The organism is Maricaulis sp. (assembly GCF_039978735.1).
In the GTDB taxonomy this organism is placed as follows: Bacteria; Pseudomonadota; Alphaproteobacteria; order Caulobacterales; family Maricaulaceae; genus Maricaulis.
Genome location: NZ_JBDWAS010000015.1, coordinates 122047 through 138564 on the forward strand (window position 1 = coordinate 122047; position 16518 = coordinate 138564).

Here is a 16518-nt window from a genome sequence, read left to right on the forward strand (position 1 = left end):
GGGGCCGCCTTCGCTGAAGCTACGGAGGGCCCACTTCCCCACGGTGTGGGGAAGAAAAGGGCTGACGCTGCCTTTTTCAACCTCCCTCTCCCTCGGGAGAGGGATTGAGGGAGAGGGGGAAGACACCGCTTTTGGCGCTCCGGGCGCCGGCACCGGGCTTTCCCCCTCATCCGCCCCTCCGGGGCACCTTCTCCCGGGGGAGAAGGGGTGAGCTGCACGACAGCGCAGATCGTTGAGGCACTCTACCAGAAGGACCATCTGCTCTTGCCCGGCTCGGGGAGGCGCATAAAGGTCATCGTATGAGCAATCAAAAAGAAGAGCAGCACCGTCGTCACTATAACGAGCACGGGAAAAAGCTGGATCAGACCCTCGAAGCGGTGCCACAGGCCCCAGTGAGTCATCAGCACCGCGAAAACGCCCAGCGCATTTCCGAGATGATTGGCGATCCCGGGCAGGTAAAGGCGGGATGGAGAGAACTGCCAGGCTGGCAGGATGCTCCGGGCAAAGTCGGGCGCTGCACCAATATACCCGAACTTGAACCACCACGGTGCAGCATCGCGATCCAGACCCAGGTATTGGCGGATCGGGGGGCGCAGAACTGATCTGGCAAATATCAAAGTCACAGCCGGAAGAAACAGTGTCCATATAAGGACGTGCGCAATGCGGGGCAGTGCGAGTTCCAGCGCACCAAGGGCGAGCAGTGACACAAGCCCGCCAGCGGCATGAACCACCACCTCAGACCAGAATGGCCGCACGGCCTCCGGTGAAATCCGCTCCGAAATCAAACGGGAGACGATATCCATGTCCCTCACACTCCACACTCCGCCCTCCGCGGAGCCTGTCACGCTGGCCGAAGCCAAGCTCCGGCTGCGCATCGGCAATGATGTGCATGACGATGCGATCAACCAATGGATAGCGGCGGCCCGCGAGCGCGTCGAGCGGGAAACGGGGCGGGCGCTTCTTGCCCAGACCTGGGTCGAGCGGCGCGACCGCTGGGACGGGGATGGGCGGCTGGTGGCGTTCGGCACGCAGTTCCGATTGCCCAGACCGCCCCTGATCGCCCTGGAGGCGATCACCACATATGACGCAGACGGCACGCCGTCGGATCATGATCCGGCGGCGTTTTTCGTGGACACGATGGCCGATCCGGGACGGATCGCGCTGAAGCCGGACACGGTCTGGCCCGAGCCGGGCCGGGCGGCAGGCGGGATCGAGATCCGCTTCCGCGCCGGTTATGGCGATCAGCCTGCCGATGTGCCCGCGCCGCTGCGCGAGGCGATCCTGCAGCTGGTGAAAGCCATGTCCGAGGACAGCGAAGCCCTGCCGCCGGTCGCCGACAGCCTGATCGCGCCCTATCGGCGGGTGACGCTGTGAGCGGGCCGGAAGCGGGCCTGCGCACCGTGATCGATGCGGCCCTCAAGGCCGATCCGGCGATCCGGGCCGTGCTGGGCGATCCGGTGCGGCTGACCGTTCGGCGCAGCCGGCGCACGCCCTATCCCAATGCCAGCTGGGGGCGGATCGAGACGGTGGAGACCGGCGCCGACGGTGTTGCCCTGCTGGAATGCCGGCTGAGCCTGGAGATCTGGTGCCGCGATGCCGATCCCGCCGGGCTTCTCGGCCCGCTTCGCACCGCGCTGGCCGGGCTCGATATCGACCTGCCGGAACCCTGGACACTCCTCTCGCTGCTGCCCGCCTACAGCGATGTCTTCGCCACGCGCGACGCCGATATCCGCCGCGGCCTGATCCGCCTGAAAGCGGTGATGGGGCGGGTGGGATGACATGCTCTGAACCCGGTTTCCCCGGATAAGCGAAGCGCATTCCGGGGCCTGCCGGACGCCCCCTTTCAGCCTCAACGAGGCCCCGGAACAGGTCCGGGGAAAACAGAATTCTGACGTAGTGGAGATATGCTGATGACCCTCCAATCCGGGCGCGATGTCCTGTTGCGGATCGGCGATGGCGGTGAGCCGCCGGCCTATGCCGCGGCTGCCGGGCTGCGCATGAAGACGATCTCGCTGAATGCGCGGACGGTGGATGTCACCCATGCCGACAGTGCCGATGGCTGGCGCGAATTGCTGGCCGGGGCGGGGGTGAAATCCTGTTCGGTCTCCGGCGCGGGCGTGTTTGTCGATGCGGCCGCGGATGCGCAGGTGCGCCAGACCTTTTTCGACCAGGCGGCGCGGGACTGGCAATTGGTGATCCCGGGCTTCGGCACGATCACCGGGCCGTTTCTCGTCGCGAGCCTGGATTATTCCGGCCGCCATGACGGCGAGGCGGCCTGGGCGATGACCCTGGCCTCGGCCGGGGCGCTGACCTTCGAGGCGCTCTAGATGGCGAATCCCGTGCGCGGCGAGGTGGAACTGGTGGCCGGCGGCGCGACGCATGTCCTGTGTCTCACCCTGGGCGCGCTCGCCGAGATCGAGGCGATCTGTGCCGATGGCGAACCGATGACGGCGACCCGTCTTCTCGCCGTGCTTGAGGCGCTGATGCGCGGCGGCGGTTCGACCCTGACGGCCAGCGAGATCCGCGCCCTGCCGCTGGACATGGAGACCGCCGCCGGCGCTGTCGCGGCCTGTTTCGAACGGGCGGGCGCGTGACCGGCGCCATGGACTGGTCGGCCGCGCTGCGCCTGGCCGTGCGGCTGGGCCTGACGCCGCAGGCCTTCTGGCAATTGAGTCTGGCGGAATGGCGCGCCCTCACGGGCGGCAGCACTCCCGCGCTCGACCGCGCGGCGCTCGATGCCCTTCTTCAACGCTATCCGGACCCTTCATCATGACCGATTATTCCGACCGGGCCGGCGAGGCCCTGCAGACGCTGGCCGACGGTCCCGCCCGCCAGGCGGCCGATGCCATCTCCGCCGCTTTCGAACGCACCGGCGAGACCATCGAACAGGCGCTGGGCCGGGCGGCGCGCTCGGGCGAGACCAGTTTTTCCCGCATGACCGATGCCATCCTGCGCGATCTGGCGCGGCTGGCCGCCGAACAGTTGATCGAGAAACCGCTGGAGGGGGCCATCAATCGCGCCCTGTCCGGGCTCGACCTGTTCGGCGCCCGGGCCGGGGGCGGGCCGGTCACACCGGGCGGCGCCTATCTGGTCGGCGAGCGGGGACCGGAGCTGTTCACGCCCGCCAGTGCCGGCGAGATCGGCCCGGCCGGTGCGCCGAACGTGACCGTCAATCTCGTCCTGCCGCCGGGCAGCGATGCCCGCGCCGTCGAGGGCTCGCAGACCCGTATCGCGCGGGCATTGGCCCGGGCGGTCGCCCGGGGGAGCCGCTGGTCATGAGCGCGTTTCACGAGATCCGCTTTCCCTTCGCGATCGGGCTGGGCGCGTCGGGCGGTCCGGAACGGCGTACCGAGATCGTCACGCTGCTCTCCGGCCGCGAGGAGCGCAATTCGCCCTGGGCCAATTCCCGCCGCCGCTGGGATGCCGGGCCGGGTATCGCCTCGCTGGACGATATCCACACCCTCTTGGCCTTCTTCGAGGCGCGGCACGGGCGGCTGCACGGTTTCCGCTTCCGCGACCCGCTGGACAACCGCTCCTGTGCGCCCTCGGTCCAGCCATCCCCGGCCGACCAGGTTCTGGGAACGGGCGATGGCGGGACGGCCGCCTTCCAGCTGGTCAAACACTATGCCAGCGGTGCGCAGAGCTGGACCCGCACGATCGCGAAACCGGTCGAGGGATCGGTGCGCGCTGCCATCGACGGCGTGGAAACGCCCGTCACGACCGATCACACGACCGGCCTCATCACCTTCGATACCCCGCCCGCACCGGGCGCCGTGATCACCGCCGGCTTCGCCTTCGACTGCCCGGTCCGCTTCGACACCGACCGCCTCGACATCGCCCTCGACACAATCGGGGCCGGGGCGGTGCCGCATGTGCCGCTGGTGGAGCTGATTTAGGGCGTCATCGCCGACGGCTGTGTTTTCCCCCTCATCCGCCCTTCGGGCACCTTCTCCCCAAGGGAGAAGGGGTTTTCGCAACACGCTCCGCCGGAACTCCCTCTCCCTGGGGAGAGGGTCGGGGAGCGGGGGGAGGCACCGCCGCGGACCATTCCGAAAGGACATCCCATGCTCACGCTTTCCCCTGCGCTCGAGGCCGCGCTGGCTTCGGGGGTGACGACGCTGTGCTGGTGCTGGCGGGTGACGCGCCGGGACGGGCAGGTGCTCGGCTTTACCGATCACGACCGCGACCTGACCGTGGACGGGCTGGCTTTCATGTCCGGGTCCGGCTTTGGCGGGGCGGACCGCGAGTGCACGGCCGGATTTGCGCCGGGCCAGACCGGGCTTGCCGGCGCGCTGGATGCAGAAACGGTGACGCAGGCCGATCTGGAGGCAGGGCTCTGGTCCGGGGCGCAGGTGGAGATCCTGCGGGTGGACTGGTCGGCGCCGGAGACTTTCGTGCGCACCGCTCAGGGCGAGCTGGGCGAGATCCGCTGCCGTGATGGCCGGTTCGAGGCGGACCTGCTGGGGCCGGCCCACCGGCTGGAGACGATGACGGGCCGGGTGTTCGCCCGCCGCTGCGATGCGGAACTGGGCGATGCGCGCTGCGGCGTCGATCCGGGGCATGGCGGTTTCGCGCTGGGCTGTGACAAGCGCTTTGCCACTTGCCGCGACCGGTTCGCCAATACGCTGAACTTCCGCGGTTTTCCCTACATGGTCGGCAATGACATGCTGCAGGCCTCGCCCGCCAGCGAGCCGGTCCGCGATGGCGGGTCGCGGGGGCTCGTCTCATGAGCCGGGCGCAGGTGCTGAAAGAGGCGCGGACCTGGCTGGGCACGCCCTATTGCCACCAGGCCAGCCTCCGCGGGGCGGGGTGCGATTGTCTGGGTCTGATCCGCGGTGTCTGGCGGGCGCTTTATGGCGCCGAGCCGGAAAGCGTGCCGGCCTATACACCGGACTGGGCCGAGGTGGCGGGCGAGGAGACGCTGCGCGATGCGGCCATGCGGCATCTCGTGGAGATCGACCGCGCCGCCGCGCGGCCCGGCGATGTCCTCCTCTTCCGGCCCGACCTGGCCGGTCCCGCCAAGCATTGCGCTATCCTCTCCGCCCGCGATCGCATCATCCATGCCTATTGGGGGCGGGCGGTTGCCGAGACCGCGCTGTCGCCCTGGTGGCAGCGGCGCTGCGTGGCGGCCTTCGCTTTTCCCGAATGTGAGGCTGAGGGGCCCGCACGGTCGCTGGCCGAGCGGGTGTTTGGCTGAGCTCTCACGGCCGGCACCGGGATTTCCCCCTCTCCCCGCCCCTCTCCCGCGGGAGAGGGAGTTCCATCCGTGTCCGGCATCGAAAACCCCTTCTCCCCGGGGGAGAAGGTGCCCGCAGGGCGGATGAGGGGGAAAACACCCTGCAGGCCCTGTTCCTCCATTCAAGGACACGAAACCCATGGCGCAACTTGTTGTGACGGCCGGGCAGGCCGCGCTGAACGGGGTGCAGGCGCTGGCACCGGCGCTGGCCTCGACGGCCGCGAATGCGGCGGTGAATGCGCTGCTGGCGCCGCATCGCGAAGGGCCGCGGCTGAGCGAGCTGCCGGTGCAGACCTCGACCGACGGTGCGCCGATGGCGCGGATCTGGGGGCGGGGGCGGATCGCCGGCCAGGTGATCTGGGCGTCGCGCTTCTCGGAGCATCAAAGCGAAAGCGGTGGCGGCAAGGGCGGGCCGTCGCGCACGGACTACAGCTATTCCATCTCCTTTGCCGTCGGCCTGTGCGAGGGCGAGATTTCCGGCATCGGCCGGATCTGGGCCAATGGCGCCCTGCTGGACCGGTCGCGCTATCCGGTCCGCGTGCACACCGGGGCCGAGGACCAGGCGCCTGACGCGCTGATCCAGACCATTGAAGGCGTGGACGCGCCGGCTTTCCGCGGCACCGCCTATGCGGTGATGGAGGACTGGCCGCTCGACGCGTTCGGCAATCGCATCCCCAATCTTTCCTTCGAGGTCTTTCGTCCGGTGCGCAATGCCGGGCTGGAGCGGCAGGTGCGCGGGGTAAACCTCATCCCCGGTTCGGGCGAGTTCGCCTATGCCGTCGAGCCGGTGATGCGCGAACTGGGCCCGGGCCATGAGGCCGCCGAGAATGCCCATAATGGCCGCGGCCTGACCGATATCGTCGCTGCGCTGGACGATCTGGAGCGTGACCTGCCCGCCTGCCGGTCAGTGCAGCTCGTTGTCTCCTGGTTCGGCACGAGTCTGGACTGCGGTGTCTGCGAGATCCGTCCGGGCGTGGAGACGCGCGACAAGGTCACGCGGCCGCTGGACTGGTCGGTGGCCGGGACCGGACGGGCCGGTGCGCACCTGATCTCGCAGGCCGATGGCCGTCCGGTCTATGGCGGCACGCCGGACGATGCCTCTGTCATTGCCGCGATCCGGCATCTCAAAGAGCGCGGCTATGCCGTCACCCTCTATCCCTTCATCCTGATGGACGTGCCGGGCTATCCTTGGCGCGGCCGCATATCCGGGCCCGATGGCAGCGCCTCGGCGGCCGATGATGTGGCCGCCTTTTTCGGCACGGCTGCGGCGGGGGACTATTCGGTCTCGGGGGACAGCGTGAGCTATGCCGGGCCGGACGAGTGGCGCTTCCGGCGCTTCATCCTGCATTGCGCCGCCCTGGCAAAGGCCGCCGGCGGGGTGGACGGTTTCCTGATCGGGTCGGAAATGGTCGGGCTGACCACGCTGCGCGATGCGGCCGGAAATTATCCCGCCGTCGATGCGCTGTGCGATCTGGCGGGCGCCGCTCGGAGTGTGCTGGGTAGCGGTGTGCGCCTGTCCTATGCCGCCGACTGGACCGAGTATCACGGTCACCAGCCCGGTGACGGCGCGAAGATATTTCATCTGGATCCGTTGTGGAGCGACCCGGCCATCGATGCCGTGGCGATCGACTGGTATGTGCCGCTGAGCGACTGGACCGGAGGCGCGGAGGAGGCGGATGCCGCCATCGCGACCGGTCCCCACGATCCGGCCTATCTCGCCGCGGGCGTGGCCGGCGGGGAGGGATATGACTGGTATTATGCCTCGGACACGGATCGCGAAAACCAGATCCGCACGCCGATTGCCGATGGCGCCCATGGCGAGGACTGGGTCTGGCGCGTCAAGGATCTGCACGGCTGGTGGTCGAATGCGCATCATGACCGGCCGGGCGGGGTGCGCGACGCTGTACCGACCGGCTGGGTGCCGCGCTCCAAACCGCTCTGGTTGACGGAAGTGGGGTGCCCGGCCGTCGATCTCGGCGCGAACCGGCCCAATGTCTTTCTCGATCCCAAGAGCGATGAAAGTGCGTTGCCCTGGCATTCCACCGGCACGCGCGACGACCTGATGCAGCGGCGCTATCTGGAGGCGCTGCTGTCGCACTGGGAGGCGGGTGGGAACAATCCCGTCTCGCCGGTCTATGGCGGACCGATGGTCGATCCGGACCTGATCCACATATGGACTTGGGATGCCCGGCCCTGGCCCGATTTCCCGACGCGCACCGATATCTGGTCGGACGGACCCAACTGGGAGCGGGGGCACTGGCTCAATGGGCGCGCCGGCCAGGTGCCGGTGGCGGGTATCGTGACCGAGCTCGCCGAAGATACCGGCATGCGGGCGCCCGACGTGTCGGCGCTGGACGATCTGGTCTCCGGCTATACGGTCGACCGGCCGATGAGTATGCGGGCGGCGCTGGAACCGCTCGCCGGCCTCTTGGGCTTCGGTGTGTTCGAGCGCGCGGACGGGATGCATTTCGTCTCAGCCGGGCGCTCCGGTCCGGTCTTCGCGCTGGCCGAGCCCGTGGCGGGACCGGACGGCGACCGGCACTGGACGTCGCTGCCGCCGGCCGAACTGCCGCGCGATGTGGCGTTGGGCTTTTTCGACGACACCGCCGCCTACCGGCCGGGCCGGGTCTCGGTGCGCGAGGCTTTCGGTACGGTGACGACCCTGGCAAAGCAGGTCTGCGTCGTCGCCGACCCGTCCCTGGCGCGCAGCTGGTGCAGCGCGGTGCTGGCCGATCTCGCCCATCAGGCACCGGTGACCGGCTTCAGCCTGCCGCCCTCGGCGCTGGCTGTTGAAGCGGGCGATACGGTGCAGATCGATACGCAGGCCTTGCAGGTGCTTTCGCTTGATGGTGGCGATGTCCGCCAGACCCGGGCCTGCGCGCCCTCCCTGCGCCGGGCCGCGGTCAGCGGCGCGGATAGCGGTGTCGATGCACCGGGACCGGCACTGCCCTCGCGGCCGCTGGTCACGGTGCTGGATATTCCCCTCGTCGCCGGGGCGGAGACGCGGGCCGGGCCCTTGCTGGCGGCCCATGCCGAACCCTGGCCCGGGCGGATCGTCTATCATGCCGGCGGTGCCGCCCGGGCGGAAAGCCGGCAGCCGGCGCGGATCGGTGTTCTCACCGACGATCTTCCGGCCGGCCCCCTCGCGCGTTGGGACCGGGCACATGGGGCGGGGATCGAACTCTATTCGGGCGCGCTCGCCTCATTGCCGGCCGACACTGTGCTGTCCGGCGGCAACCGGATCGCGGTCGCGGGAGCGGACGGGGCGTGGGAAATCCTCGCCTTTGCCGATGCCGAACTCGTCTCGCCGCAGACCTGGCGTGTGTGCACGCTGCTGCGCGGTCTCGACGGGAGCCGGTGCCTGGATCATGCCGCTGGAAGCGCAGTGGTTGTGCTGGCTGGCGTGAGCGATGTCCTGCCTGTCGCCGTGCATGAAACCGGCGTGCCGCTGTCCGTTGCCGCCGTGCCTGACGGGCTGCCGGTGCATCACAGCCAGGCGCGAACGGTGAATTTCGTGCCGCAGCAGCGGCATATGCGGCCCCTGGCGCCGGTCCATCTGCGTGCGCGCCGGACGGATGATGCACTCGAGCTGACCTGGATCCGGCAGACGCGTATCGGCGGGGACAGCTGGGCGGCCGGCGATGTGCCGCTGGGGGAGATTTTCGAACGCTACCGCATCACGCTTTCGGCAGATGGCGAAACCGCGCTGGACCTGGACGCCGGCGCACCCGTCCTGTCCGCGCCGCTGGCGGACATCGACACAGCATTCGGCGGGCGTCCGGACGCACTCACCGTCAATGTTGCACAGGTGTCGGACCGATATGGCCCCGGCGAGACCGTGTCGCTGAGCCTCGACCTGTGAGGTGGCTTTGCGAACCGGGGCAAACCCGCTTACATGAAAGGCGTGTAGACCGCGACCGGTGTGGTAACAGGAAGCATGGACGATCCCTACAAGACGCTGGGCGTCTCCAAGACCGCTTCGGCCGAGGAGATCCGCAAGGCCTACCGCAAGCTCGCCAAGGAGCTGCACCCCGATGCCAATCCGGGCAACAAGGACGCGGAAGAGCGTTTCAAGAAGGTCTCGCAGGCCTTCAAACTCCTGTCCGATGCGGAAAAGCGCGCCGAATACGATGCGGCAGCGCGGGCCGGATTCGGTGCCGGAATGGGCGGCGCAGCCGGCGCCGGCGGACGCCGTCCGTTCAACTTCCGCCAGTCGCGCAACCAGGGTGCCGATTTCAGCGATATCTTCTCCGACCTGTTCACCGATTTCGGCACGCAGACGCGCCAGCCCCCGCCGCGCAAGGGGGCCGATGTGCGCTACTCGCTGACGGTGGATTTCATGCAGGCCGCCCAGGGCGGCAAGCATCGCGTCGTGCTGCCCGATGGCCGCAAGCTGGAAGTCGCCGTGCCGGCCGGTGCGGCAGACGGACAGGTCCTGCGCCTGCGCGGGCAGGGCGAAGCATCGGCGGCGGGCGGTCCGGCGGGCGACGCGTATATCGAGGTGAAAGTCTCCGAGCACAAATACTTCTCCCGCGAGGGCGATGATGTGCGGCTGGAACTGCCGATCTCCGTCAAGGAAGCCGCTCTGGGCGCCAAGGTGCGTGTGCCGACGATCGACGGACCTGTGGATCTGCAGGTGCCCGCGGGATCGTCTTCCGGGACGCTGTTGCGGCTGCGCGGCCGCGGATTTGCAACGGCCAAGGGCAAGCGCGGCGACCAGCTGGTGCGGTTGATGGTGGCCTTGCCGGCGAGCGACAAGGCACTCCGGGATTTCCTGGAAACCTGGACACCGCCATCCGGCTACGATCCGCGCAAGGGCATGCGGTCGTGACCTGAACGATTTGGTAGTAACCTGTTCAGCGCGGGTTCAGGGGATGTCCGCGAGAGTAAGGGCCATGATGAGACATCTGCTGATAATTGCCGGCGCCTTCGCAAGCGTTCTGGTGCCTCTGGCCACGGTGTCCGATGCCGATGCATCGGTCGCGATGGTGCAGAAGCAGGACCAGGATCCGCGGGGGCGCTACACGCCGAATGAGGCGCGCGACGAGCGCCAGCAAGGCAATATCGTGCCGGCCCTGCGCGTGATCAATGCCGTGCGCCAGCGTTATCCCGGTGCCGACGTGCTCGATGCCGAGCTCGAAGGCGGGGCTGCGCCGCGTTACGTCATCAAGATCCTGACGAGCGACGGCCGGCGTGTGGATGTTGTGGCCGACGCCCGTAACGGGCGGATTCTCTACGAACGATAGGGGGAAGAGATGCGTGCGCTTGTCGTTGAAGACGATCCGGACCTGAACCGCCAGCTTGGGCGGGCCCTTGAGGATGCCGGCTATGCCGTGGACACCGCGCTGGACGGCGAGGATGGCCATTTCCTGGGCGATACCGAACCCTATGATGTTGTCGTGCTGGACCTCGGCCTGCCCAAGATGGACGGCGTGACGGTGCTGGAACGCTGGCGCCAGGGCGGCAAGGGTTTCCCGGTACTGATCCTGACGGCGCGCGACCGCTGGTCGGAAAAGGTCGCCGGCTTTGACGCGGGCGCGGACGACTATCTCACCAAACCCTTCCATACCGAGGAATTGCTGGCCCGCCTGCGCGCGCTGACCCGCCGCGCGGCCGGGCACACTACCTCGACCATCGAGTGCGGTGAATTGTCGATCGACACGCGCGGCGCGCGGGTCTTTATCGACGGCGCACCGGTGAAGGTGACCTCGCACGAATTCCGCATGCTGTCCTACCTGGCCCATCACCAGGACCGGGTGATCTCGCGCACCGAACTGGTCGAACACATCTACGACCAGGATTTCGACCGCGACAGCAATACGATCGAGGTGTTTGTCGGCCGTCTGCGCAAGAAGATCGGCAATGACCGGATCGAGACGGTGCGCGGGCTGGGCTATCGCCTCGTCGATCCGGAGGCCCGGCCGGTTTCGTGACGGAACGCCGGTCCTCCCTGGCATTCAGACTGTTTGCCGGCGCCGCAGCCTGGGCGCTGGTCCTGCTGCTGCTCGGCGCCATCGCGCTGACCACGCTCTACCAGCGCTCGATCCTGCGCACGCTGGACGACCGTCTCACCGGGGTTGCCGGCGCACTGGTTGCGGCCGTGGAGATCGACGAGACCGGCGAGGTTCTGCTGGCCCGGCGGCCCTCCGACCCGGCCTATGGACGGGTCTTCTCCGGCCGCTACTGGCAGATCGTCGATGATGATGGCAGCGCGGATGGCGGCGAGGTTCTCGCCGTATCCCGCTCGCTCTGGGACGAGGTTCTGGTCCCCGGCAATACGCTGCTGGACCGGCTGCGGGCAGAGCCCGGCGCGGTGGTCACGATCGATACCAAGGGACCGAGCGGTGAACCCCTGCGTCTGACGGGGCAGGCGGTGCAGCTGTCCGATCGCCCCGGTCTGGTCGTCTTCATGGCGGCGGAGGACCGGCGGCCGGCGGATCGCGATGTGCGGACGTTCGCAATCACCTCCGGTCTGATGTTCCTGGGTTTTGCGACGGCAATCGCCGCCGGTGTCTTCTTCCAGGTGCGGATCGGTCTGGCGCCGGTCCTGCGTATGCGTGACCGGGTCGCCGAGGTGCGCGAAGGCCAGGCGGAACGGGTCGACGGGACCTTCCCGGCCGAACTCCAGCCGCTGGCCGACGAGCTCAACGCCATGCTCGACCATTCCCGCGAACTCGTCGAGCGATCGCGAACCCATGTCGGCAATCTGGCGCATGCACTGAAAACACCCATCGCCGTGCTGACCAATGAGGCGCGCACCTCGCAAGGGGCGCTGGCCGATCTGGTGGAGCGGCAGACCGGGATCATGGCCGAGCAGGTCGAGCACCACCTGCGCCGGGCCCGGGCTGCGGCCCATGCCAAGGCGGTTGGCGCGCGTACCGATGTTGCCCCCACGGTCGACGATCTCGTGCGCACACTCGGCAAGATCAATGCGGCCCGCGCCCTGACGATCACCGCCGACGTCCCCGATGAGCTTCGCTTTCGCGGCGAGCGCCAGGATCTCGAGGAAATGGTCGGGAACCTCATGGACAATGCCTGCAAGTGGGCTCGTGGAACCGTGCGGGTCAGCGCCGAACGCACGGATGAACGCAATCTGGCAATCCTGATCGAGGATGACGGGCCCGGGCTTGACGAGGGAGAGGCACAGGCTGCCCTGCAGCGGGGCGTCCGGCTGGATGAGCAGGCGCCGGGATCGGGGCTGGGCCTGGCGATCGTCTCGGACCTCGCTCACGCCTATGGCGGAGAGCTGACCCTGTCGCGTTCAGGACTCGGCGGTCTCTCCGTCCGTATCGACTTGCCTGCCACCAGTCGATAAACTGTCTTTAACCTTGCGTGTTCAAAAGTAAGGGTCGGGTAAGGCGGGTTTATTTTGGCCTATGGTGACTTTATCGCCAAGCAAACGGGCGCAGCTCGAAGAATTGTGGCGCAGGATGCCTGCGAACACACGAGCGGCGCTGTGCTCGGCGGTCGAGGCCGGCAAGGACGCGGATCCGCAAACGGCGGCACTTTATGAGGTCCTGACCAGTCTGGAAGACAGTGTCGGCAAGCCCGCCGGCGAGCTGGCGAAACCCTTCATCCTGGCGCCCCTGCGTCCGATGGTCGGCACACCCGGCGACACGCCGCCCTCGCGTTTCCGCTTTTCTCCGGACGATCTTTCGAAGATCTGGGGCTGGCTGGCGCGAGAATTGGCGAAGGATACGGTCGAGCGCGCCAAGAAGTGCCGCAAGCCGGAGAAGGATCCGGTCTGGTTCGAGTTCCGCCGCGAAGCCGGTCAGGCCCTGAAGACAGCCATCCAGGCTGCCGACCGCGTGCCCAAGGACATGACGGCGCTGACCAAGCGCTTCGGTCCGGATGCCAAGGGCATGCTGGCCGATGCGGCGACGCTGCTGAGCTGTTCGCAGGAAATCGCCGAGGCGATGGTCGATATTCCCGAACGGATCGAAGAACTGGACGAAGAGCTCGTCTATACGCTCAAGGACAATTACGAGCGCCTGTCGACAGAAAGCCCGGAAGCGGCCCTGTGGACACTGCTGCTGACGATCGGACGGCTGGATTATCCCTGGCAGATCTTCCGCGCCGTCGCCAAGATCGGCAATCGCGAGGACGATCTCGTCGTCTCCAAGACCGACATGGCCGCTGTCGGCGACGCCGTGCTGGCCGATACGGGCTATTTCGCTGCCAAGCTGAAACAGCCGCCCCAAACCCTGGAAGAGGCGAAGGCGGCCTTCGACCTGTTCGACCGCTTCGTCGCCCATTCGACTGGCATGACCAAGGAGTTCGGCATCCGCAAGGCCGGGCGCTGGGGACAGGTCCTGTTCAGCCTGCGGGCCGAGGCGTCCTCGAATGTCGAGAAAACCCTCAACAAGGTGCCGCTGTCGCTGGATACCGGCCTGCCGGAACCGCGCCGCGGGCGCAGCGGGCGGATCATTCCCGCCCAATTGCCGCCGGAACAGGCGATCGACCGGGCCGAGGGCCTGCTCTACTTCCTCTCCAATTGCCGGGCCCACGCGACGGCGGCGGCCATTGCCAGCACGCAGAAGCGCATTGCCGACGCGGCCGAGAAGCGTCTCCAGGAGGCCGGCGCCATGCTGGTTGACCTGATTGCGGACAGCGAGGGTCAGAACCGGACCGCCGCCCAGGACGGGCTGGAAATCACCGCGCGCCTGCTCGATGCGGCCGGTCGCGAAGATCTTGCCGATATCCTGCGCCGGCGCGGTCTCGCCGCCGCGGCATAGCGTCCCGTCCGCCATTCCCGGCTTGCACAGCAGGCCCGGCCGGACTACCTCGACGGTTATGAAGACGCCGTCCTCTTCCCATTCCTCATCCCCGGCCACTTCTCAGGCGATCGCGCTCGAGACGCGGCACGGCGATGCCGATCGCCTGATGTCGCCCAGCGCGGCGCGCAATCGCGCGCCGATAGCCCAGATTCTGGCGGGAATTCTTCCGGAAAACGCACAGGTTCTGGAGATCGGTTCGGGCACGGGCGAGCATGCGGTCGCGGCCTGTCAGGCCCGGGCCGATATCCGCTGGCAGCCCAGCGATCCGGACGCGCAATCGCGCCGCAGCCAGGCCGCCTGGGCGAGCGAGGCAGACGGGCGGATTTCCGAACCTCTGGCGCTGGATCTGCGCGATCCGGACTGGTTCGCGTCCGCCGGAGCGCCCGATGCGCTCGTCTGCATCAATGTGATTCACATCTCGCCCTGGGTCGTGACCGAACACCTGGCAGCCGGCGCAGCCGCGCTGCTGCCGGCCGGGGCTCCGGTCTATCTCTACGGTCCCTACCAGGAGGGCGAGGCTACGGCGCCGTCCAATCTCGATTTCGACCGGTCGCTGAAGACCCGCAATCCGGAATGGGGTGTGCGGGCGCTGTCTGACGTTATCGCGGTGTTCGACCGGGCCGGTTTCGATCTGGAAAGCCGCACCGGCATGCCGGCCAACAATCTCTCCCTGGTTTTCCGAAAGCGCGAGGCTTCGTGATGCGTCACCGTAACCGCCGTCTGGCCACCATCGCCGCTGCCGGGATCGTGCTGGCCGCGGCCGTCGGGCTCGGGCTGACCGCGATGCGCAGCGCCATCGTCTATTTCTATTCGCCCAGCGAGGTGATGGCCGAGCATCCCGCCTTCGACGAACGCGTCCGTGTCGGCGGGCTGGTCGAGACCGGCAGTGTCGACGAGGAGAGTGACGGCACGATCCGCTTCGTCGTGACCGACGGTGCCGCAAATGTGACCGTGCGTTATGCCGGCATCCTGCCGGACCTGTTCCGCGAGGGGCAGGGCGTGATCGTGCAGGGCCGCTTTGTCGAGCATGGCCTGTTGTCCGCCGAGACGGTGCTGGCGAAGCACGATGAAACCTACATGCCGCCCGAGGTGGCCGAGGCGCTGCGCGAGGCGGGTGTCTGGCAGGGTGACGGCGAGGGCGAAGCAGCCGCGGGCGAGCCCGGGACTGACTGACCGGTCCGAACCGGTGCTTGCGATCCGGCGCACAGGCTCTACCTGTTGAGCGAGCGAACCGGAGGCGCAGCATGGCGCATACACTGAGCGTGAGTTTCGAAGGATCCGGCGGAGACCAGCTGGACGCCCGTCTGGAAATGCCGGGCGGCCCGCCGCGGGCCTATGCGCTGTTTGCCCACTGCTTCACCTGTTCCAAGGATTATTTCGCCGCCAGCCGGATATCGCGCCGGCTTGCCGATCGCGGTTTCGCTGTTCTGCGCTTCGATTTTACCGGCCTTGGTGAGTCGGAAGGCGCGTTCTCCGAGACCAGCTTTTCCTCGAACGTCGCCGATATCGAAAAGGCGGCGGAGTTCCTGAAGCGTGAATATGAAGCGCCCGCCCTGCTGGTCGGGCACAGCCTGGGCGGGGCGGCGGCGATCGTGGCGGCCGGACGGATCGCATCCGTGAAAGCGGTCGCCACGCTGGCCGCACCGGCCGATGCCAGCCATGTCATCCAGTCTATGGGCGTCGATACGGATGCCATCGAGCGCGACGGTCAGGCCGAGGCGAAGCTTGGCGGGCGGACTTTCACCGTCAAGCGCCAGTTTCTCGACGATATCGCAGACCAGAATGTCGAGGCTGCAGCCCGGTCGCTCGACCGGCCGCTGTTGATTGCACATTCGCCGGTCGATGCGGTGGTCGGGATCGACAATGCCTCGCGCCTCTTCCTGGAAGCCCGCCATCCCAAGAGTTTCGTCAGCCTGGACCATGCCGATCACCTGATCGGCGATCGCCGGGATGCGGCCTATATCGCCGATGTGATCGCCGCCTGGGCCGCGCGCTATGTCGCCGAAGAACGGGATGACCGGGTGCCGGAACCGGCCGGCGAGGGCGGTGTCGTGGTCGCCGAGACCGGGCAGGGGCGCTATGAGAATCATGTCGTGATCGGCGACCATGTCATGCTGGCCGATGAGCCCGAGCATGTCGGCGGTCATGATTCCGGACCGTCGCCCTATCAGTACCTGCAGGCCGCGCTGGGCGCGTGCACCTCGATGACGATGCGCATGTATGCCGAGCGCAAGGACTGGCCGCTGGAGCGGGTGACGGTGACGCTGCACCACGAGAAGGGTCATGCCGAGGACGGCGAGGCGACCATCGATGGCGAGGCCCGCAAGGTCGATATCATCGAGCGCTCGATCCGGGTCGAGGGCGATCTGGATGACGGTCAGCGCGCCCGGCTGATGGAAATCGCCGACAAATGTCCGGTTCACCGCACCCTGAACGACCCGGTCGTGATCCGCACCCGTCCGGTGTGATTGACACGAAACCGCCTGCAGGCGCTGGGCGTTGGGT

The 16518-nt window shown here is 67.7% G+C and carries 19 protein-coding genes; 18 read left to right on the plus strand and 1 reads right to left on the minus strand.

Features of this window, described 5'->3' with window-relative positions; genetic code table 11:
- Window positions 1–242: 242 nt before the first annotated feature.
- Window positions 243–803, minus strand: a complete 561-nt coding sequence (locus tag ABJO18_RS05320; protein WP_348509550.1) for a hypothetical protein — start codon at window positions 801–803, stop codon at window positions 243–245.
- Here ABJO18_RS05320 and ABJO18_RS05325 point away from each other — a divergent pair.
- The 18 genes from ABJO18_RS05325 to ABJO18_RS05410 all read left to right on the plus strand — a co-directional run bounded on the left by ABJO18_RS05325 (window position 802) and on the right by ABJO18_RS05410 (window position 16481).
- Window positions 802–1374, plus strand: a complete 573-nt coding sequence (locus ABJO18_RS05325) for a phage head-tail connector protein (RefSeq protein WP_348509551.1) — start codon at window positions 802–804, stop codon at window positions 1372–1374. The two genes, ABJO18_RS05320 and ABJO18_RS05325, sit on opposite strands and share 2 nt — an antisense overlap.
- Entirely contained in the window at window positions 1371–1778 is a 408-nt protein-coding gene (locus tag ABJO18_RS05330; RefSeq protein WP_348509552.1) for a DUF3168 domain-containing protein, read from the plus strand. The genes ABJO18_RS05325 and ABJO18_RS05330 overlap by 4 nt, the downstream gene beginning before the upstream one ends.
- A gap of 132 nt (window positions 1779–1910) precedes the next feature.
- Entirely contained in the window at window positions 1911–2327 is a 417-nt protein-coding gene (locus ABJO18_RS05335; RefSeq protein ID WP_348509553.1) for a phage major tail protein, TP901-1 family, read from the plus strand.
- On the plus strand, window positions 2328–2594 hold the full coding sequence (locus tag ABJO18_RS05340; RefSeq protein WP_348509554.1) for a GTA-gp10 family protein: 267 nt from the start codon (window positions 2328–2330) through the stop codon (window positions 2592–2594).
- An 8-nt stretch (window positions 2595–2602) separates the two neighbouring features.
- Window positions 2603–2773, plus strand: coding sequence for a phage tail assembly chaperone (locus ABJO18_RS05345; protein WP_348509561.1), 171 nt, complete (start codon window positions 2603–2605; stop codon window positions 2771–2773).
- Window positions 2770–3279 (plus strand): phage tail tape measure C-terminal domain-containing protein, encoded by a 510-nt coding sequence (locus tag ABJO18_RS05350; protein ID WP_348509555.1) that lies wholly within the window; start codon window positions 2770–2772, stop codon window positions 3277–3279. The genes ABJO18_RS05345 and ABJO18_RS05350 overlap by 4 nt, the downstream gene beginning before the upstream one ends.
- Window positions 3276–3896: a DUF2460 domain-containing protein gene (locus ABJO18_RS05355; RefSeq protein WP_348509556.1), complete on the plus strand. Its 621-nt coding sequence runs from the start codon at window positions 3276–3278 to the stop codon at window positions 3894–3896. The genes ABJO18_RS05350 and ABJO18_RS05355 overlap by 4 nt, the downstream gene beginning before the upstream one ends.
- A 168-nt stretch (window positions 3897–4064) precedes the next feature.
- Window positions 4065–4730, plus strand: a complete 666-nt coding sequence (locus tag ABJO18_RS05360) for a DUF2163 domain-containing protein (RefSeq protein WP_348509557.1) — start codon at window positions 4065–4067, stop codon at window positions 4728–4730.
- Window positions 4727–5197, plus strand: a complete 471-nt coding sequence (locus tag ABJO18_RS05365) for an NlpC/P60 family protein (protein ID WP_348509558.1) — start codon at window positions 4727–4729, stop codon at window positions 5195–5197. The genes ABJO18_RS05360 and ABJO18_RS05365 overlap by 4 nt, the downstream gene beginning before the upstream one ends.
- A gap of 178 nt (window positions 5198–5375) precedes the next feature.
- A complete protein-coding gene (locus tag ABJO18_RS05370; RefSeq protein WP_348509559.1) occupies window positions 5376–9098 on the plus strand; it encodes a glycoside hydrolase/phage tail family protein in 3723 nt (1240 codons plus the stop codon).
- A gap of 75 nt (window positions 9099–9173) precedes the next feature.
- Window positions 9174–10067 (plus strand): J domain-containing protein, encoded by an 894-nt coding sequence (locus ABJO18_RS05375; protein ID WP_348515764.1) that lies wholly within the window; start codon window positions 9174–9176, stop codon window positions 10065–10067.
- A 64-nt stretch (window positions 10068–10131) separates the two neighbouring features.
- Window positions 10132–10482 (plus strand): PepSY domain-containing protein, encoded by a 351-nt coding sequence (locus ABJO18_RS05380; RefSeq protein ID WP_348506398.1) that lies wholly within the window; start codon window positions 10132–10134, stop codon window positions 10480–10482.
- Between the two features lie 9 nt (window positions 10483–10491).
- Window positions 10492–11169 (plus strand): response regulator transcription factor, encoded by a 678-nt coding sequence (locus tag ABJO18_RS05385; protein WP_271185113.1) that lies wholly within the window; start codon window positions 10492–10494, stop codon window positions 11167–11169.
- Window positions 11166–12551: a sensor histidine kinase gene (locus ABJO18_RS05390; protein WP_348506396.1), complete on the plus strand. Its 1386-nt coding sequence runs from the start codon at window positions 11166–11168 to the stop codon at window positions 12549–12551. The genes ABJO18_RS05385 and ABJO18_RS05390 overlap by 4 nt, the downstream gene beginning before the upstream one ends.
- A gap of 115 nt (window positions 12552–12666) precedes the next feature.
- Complete coding sequence (locus tag ABJO18_RS05395; RefSeq protein WP_348506394.1) at window positions 12667–13971, plus strand: hypothetical protein; 1305 nt, start codon at window positions 12667–12669, stop codon at window positions 13969–13971.
- Window positions 13972–14119: 148 nt separating this feature from the next.
- Window positions 14120–14713, plus strand: coding sequence for a DUF938 domain-containing protein (locus tag ABJO18_RS05400; RefSeq protein WP_348506402.1), 594 nt, complete (start codon window positions 14120–14122; stop codon window positions 14711–14713).
- Window positions 14713–15186: a cytochrome c maturation protein CcmE gene (ccmE, locus tag ABJO18_RS05405; RefSeq protein WP_348506392.1), complete on the plus strand. Its 474-nt coding sequence runs from the start codon at window positions 14713–14715 to the stop codon at window positions 15184–15186. The genes ABJO18_RS05400 and ccmE overlap by 1 nt, the downstream gene beginning before the upstream one ends.
- Before the next feature lie 71 nt (window positions 15187–15257).
- The gene (locus ABJO18_RS05410) at window positions 15258–16481 is read left to right on the plus strand and encodes an alpha/beta fold hydrolase (RefSeq protein WP_348506390.1); all 1224 of its coding nucleotides are present in this window, start codon (window positions 15258–15260) and stop codon (window positions 16479–16481) included.
- Window positions 16482–16518 lie beyond the last annotated feature (37 nt).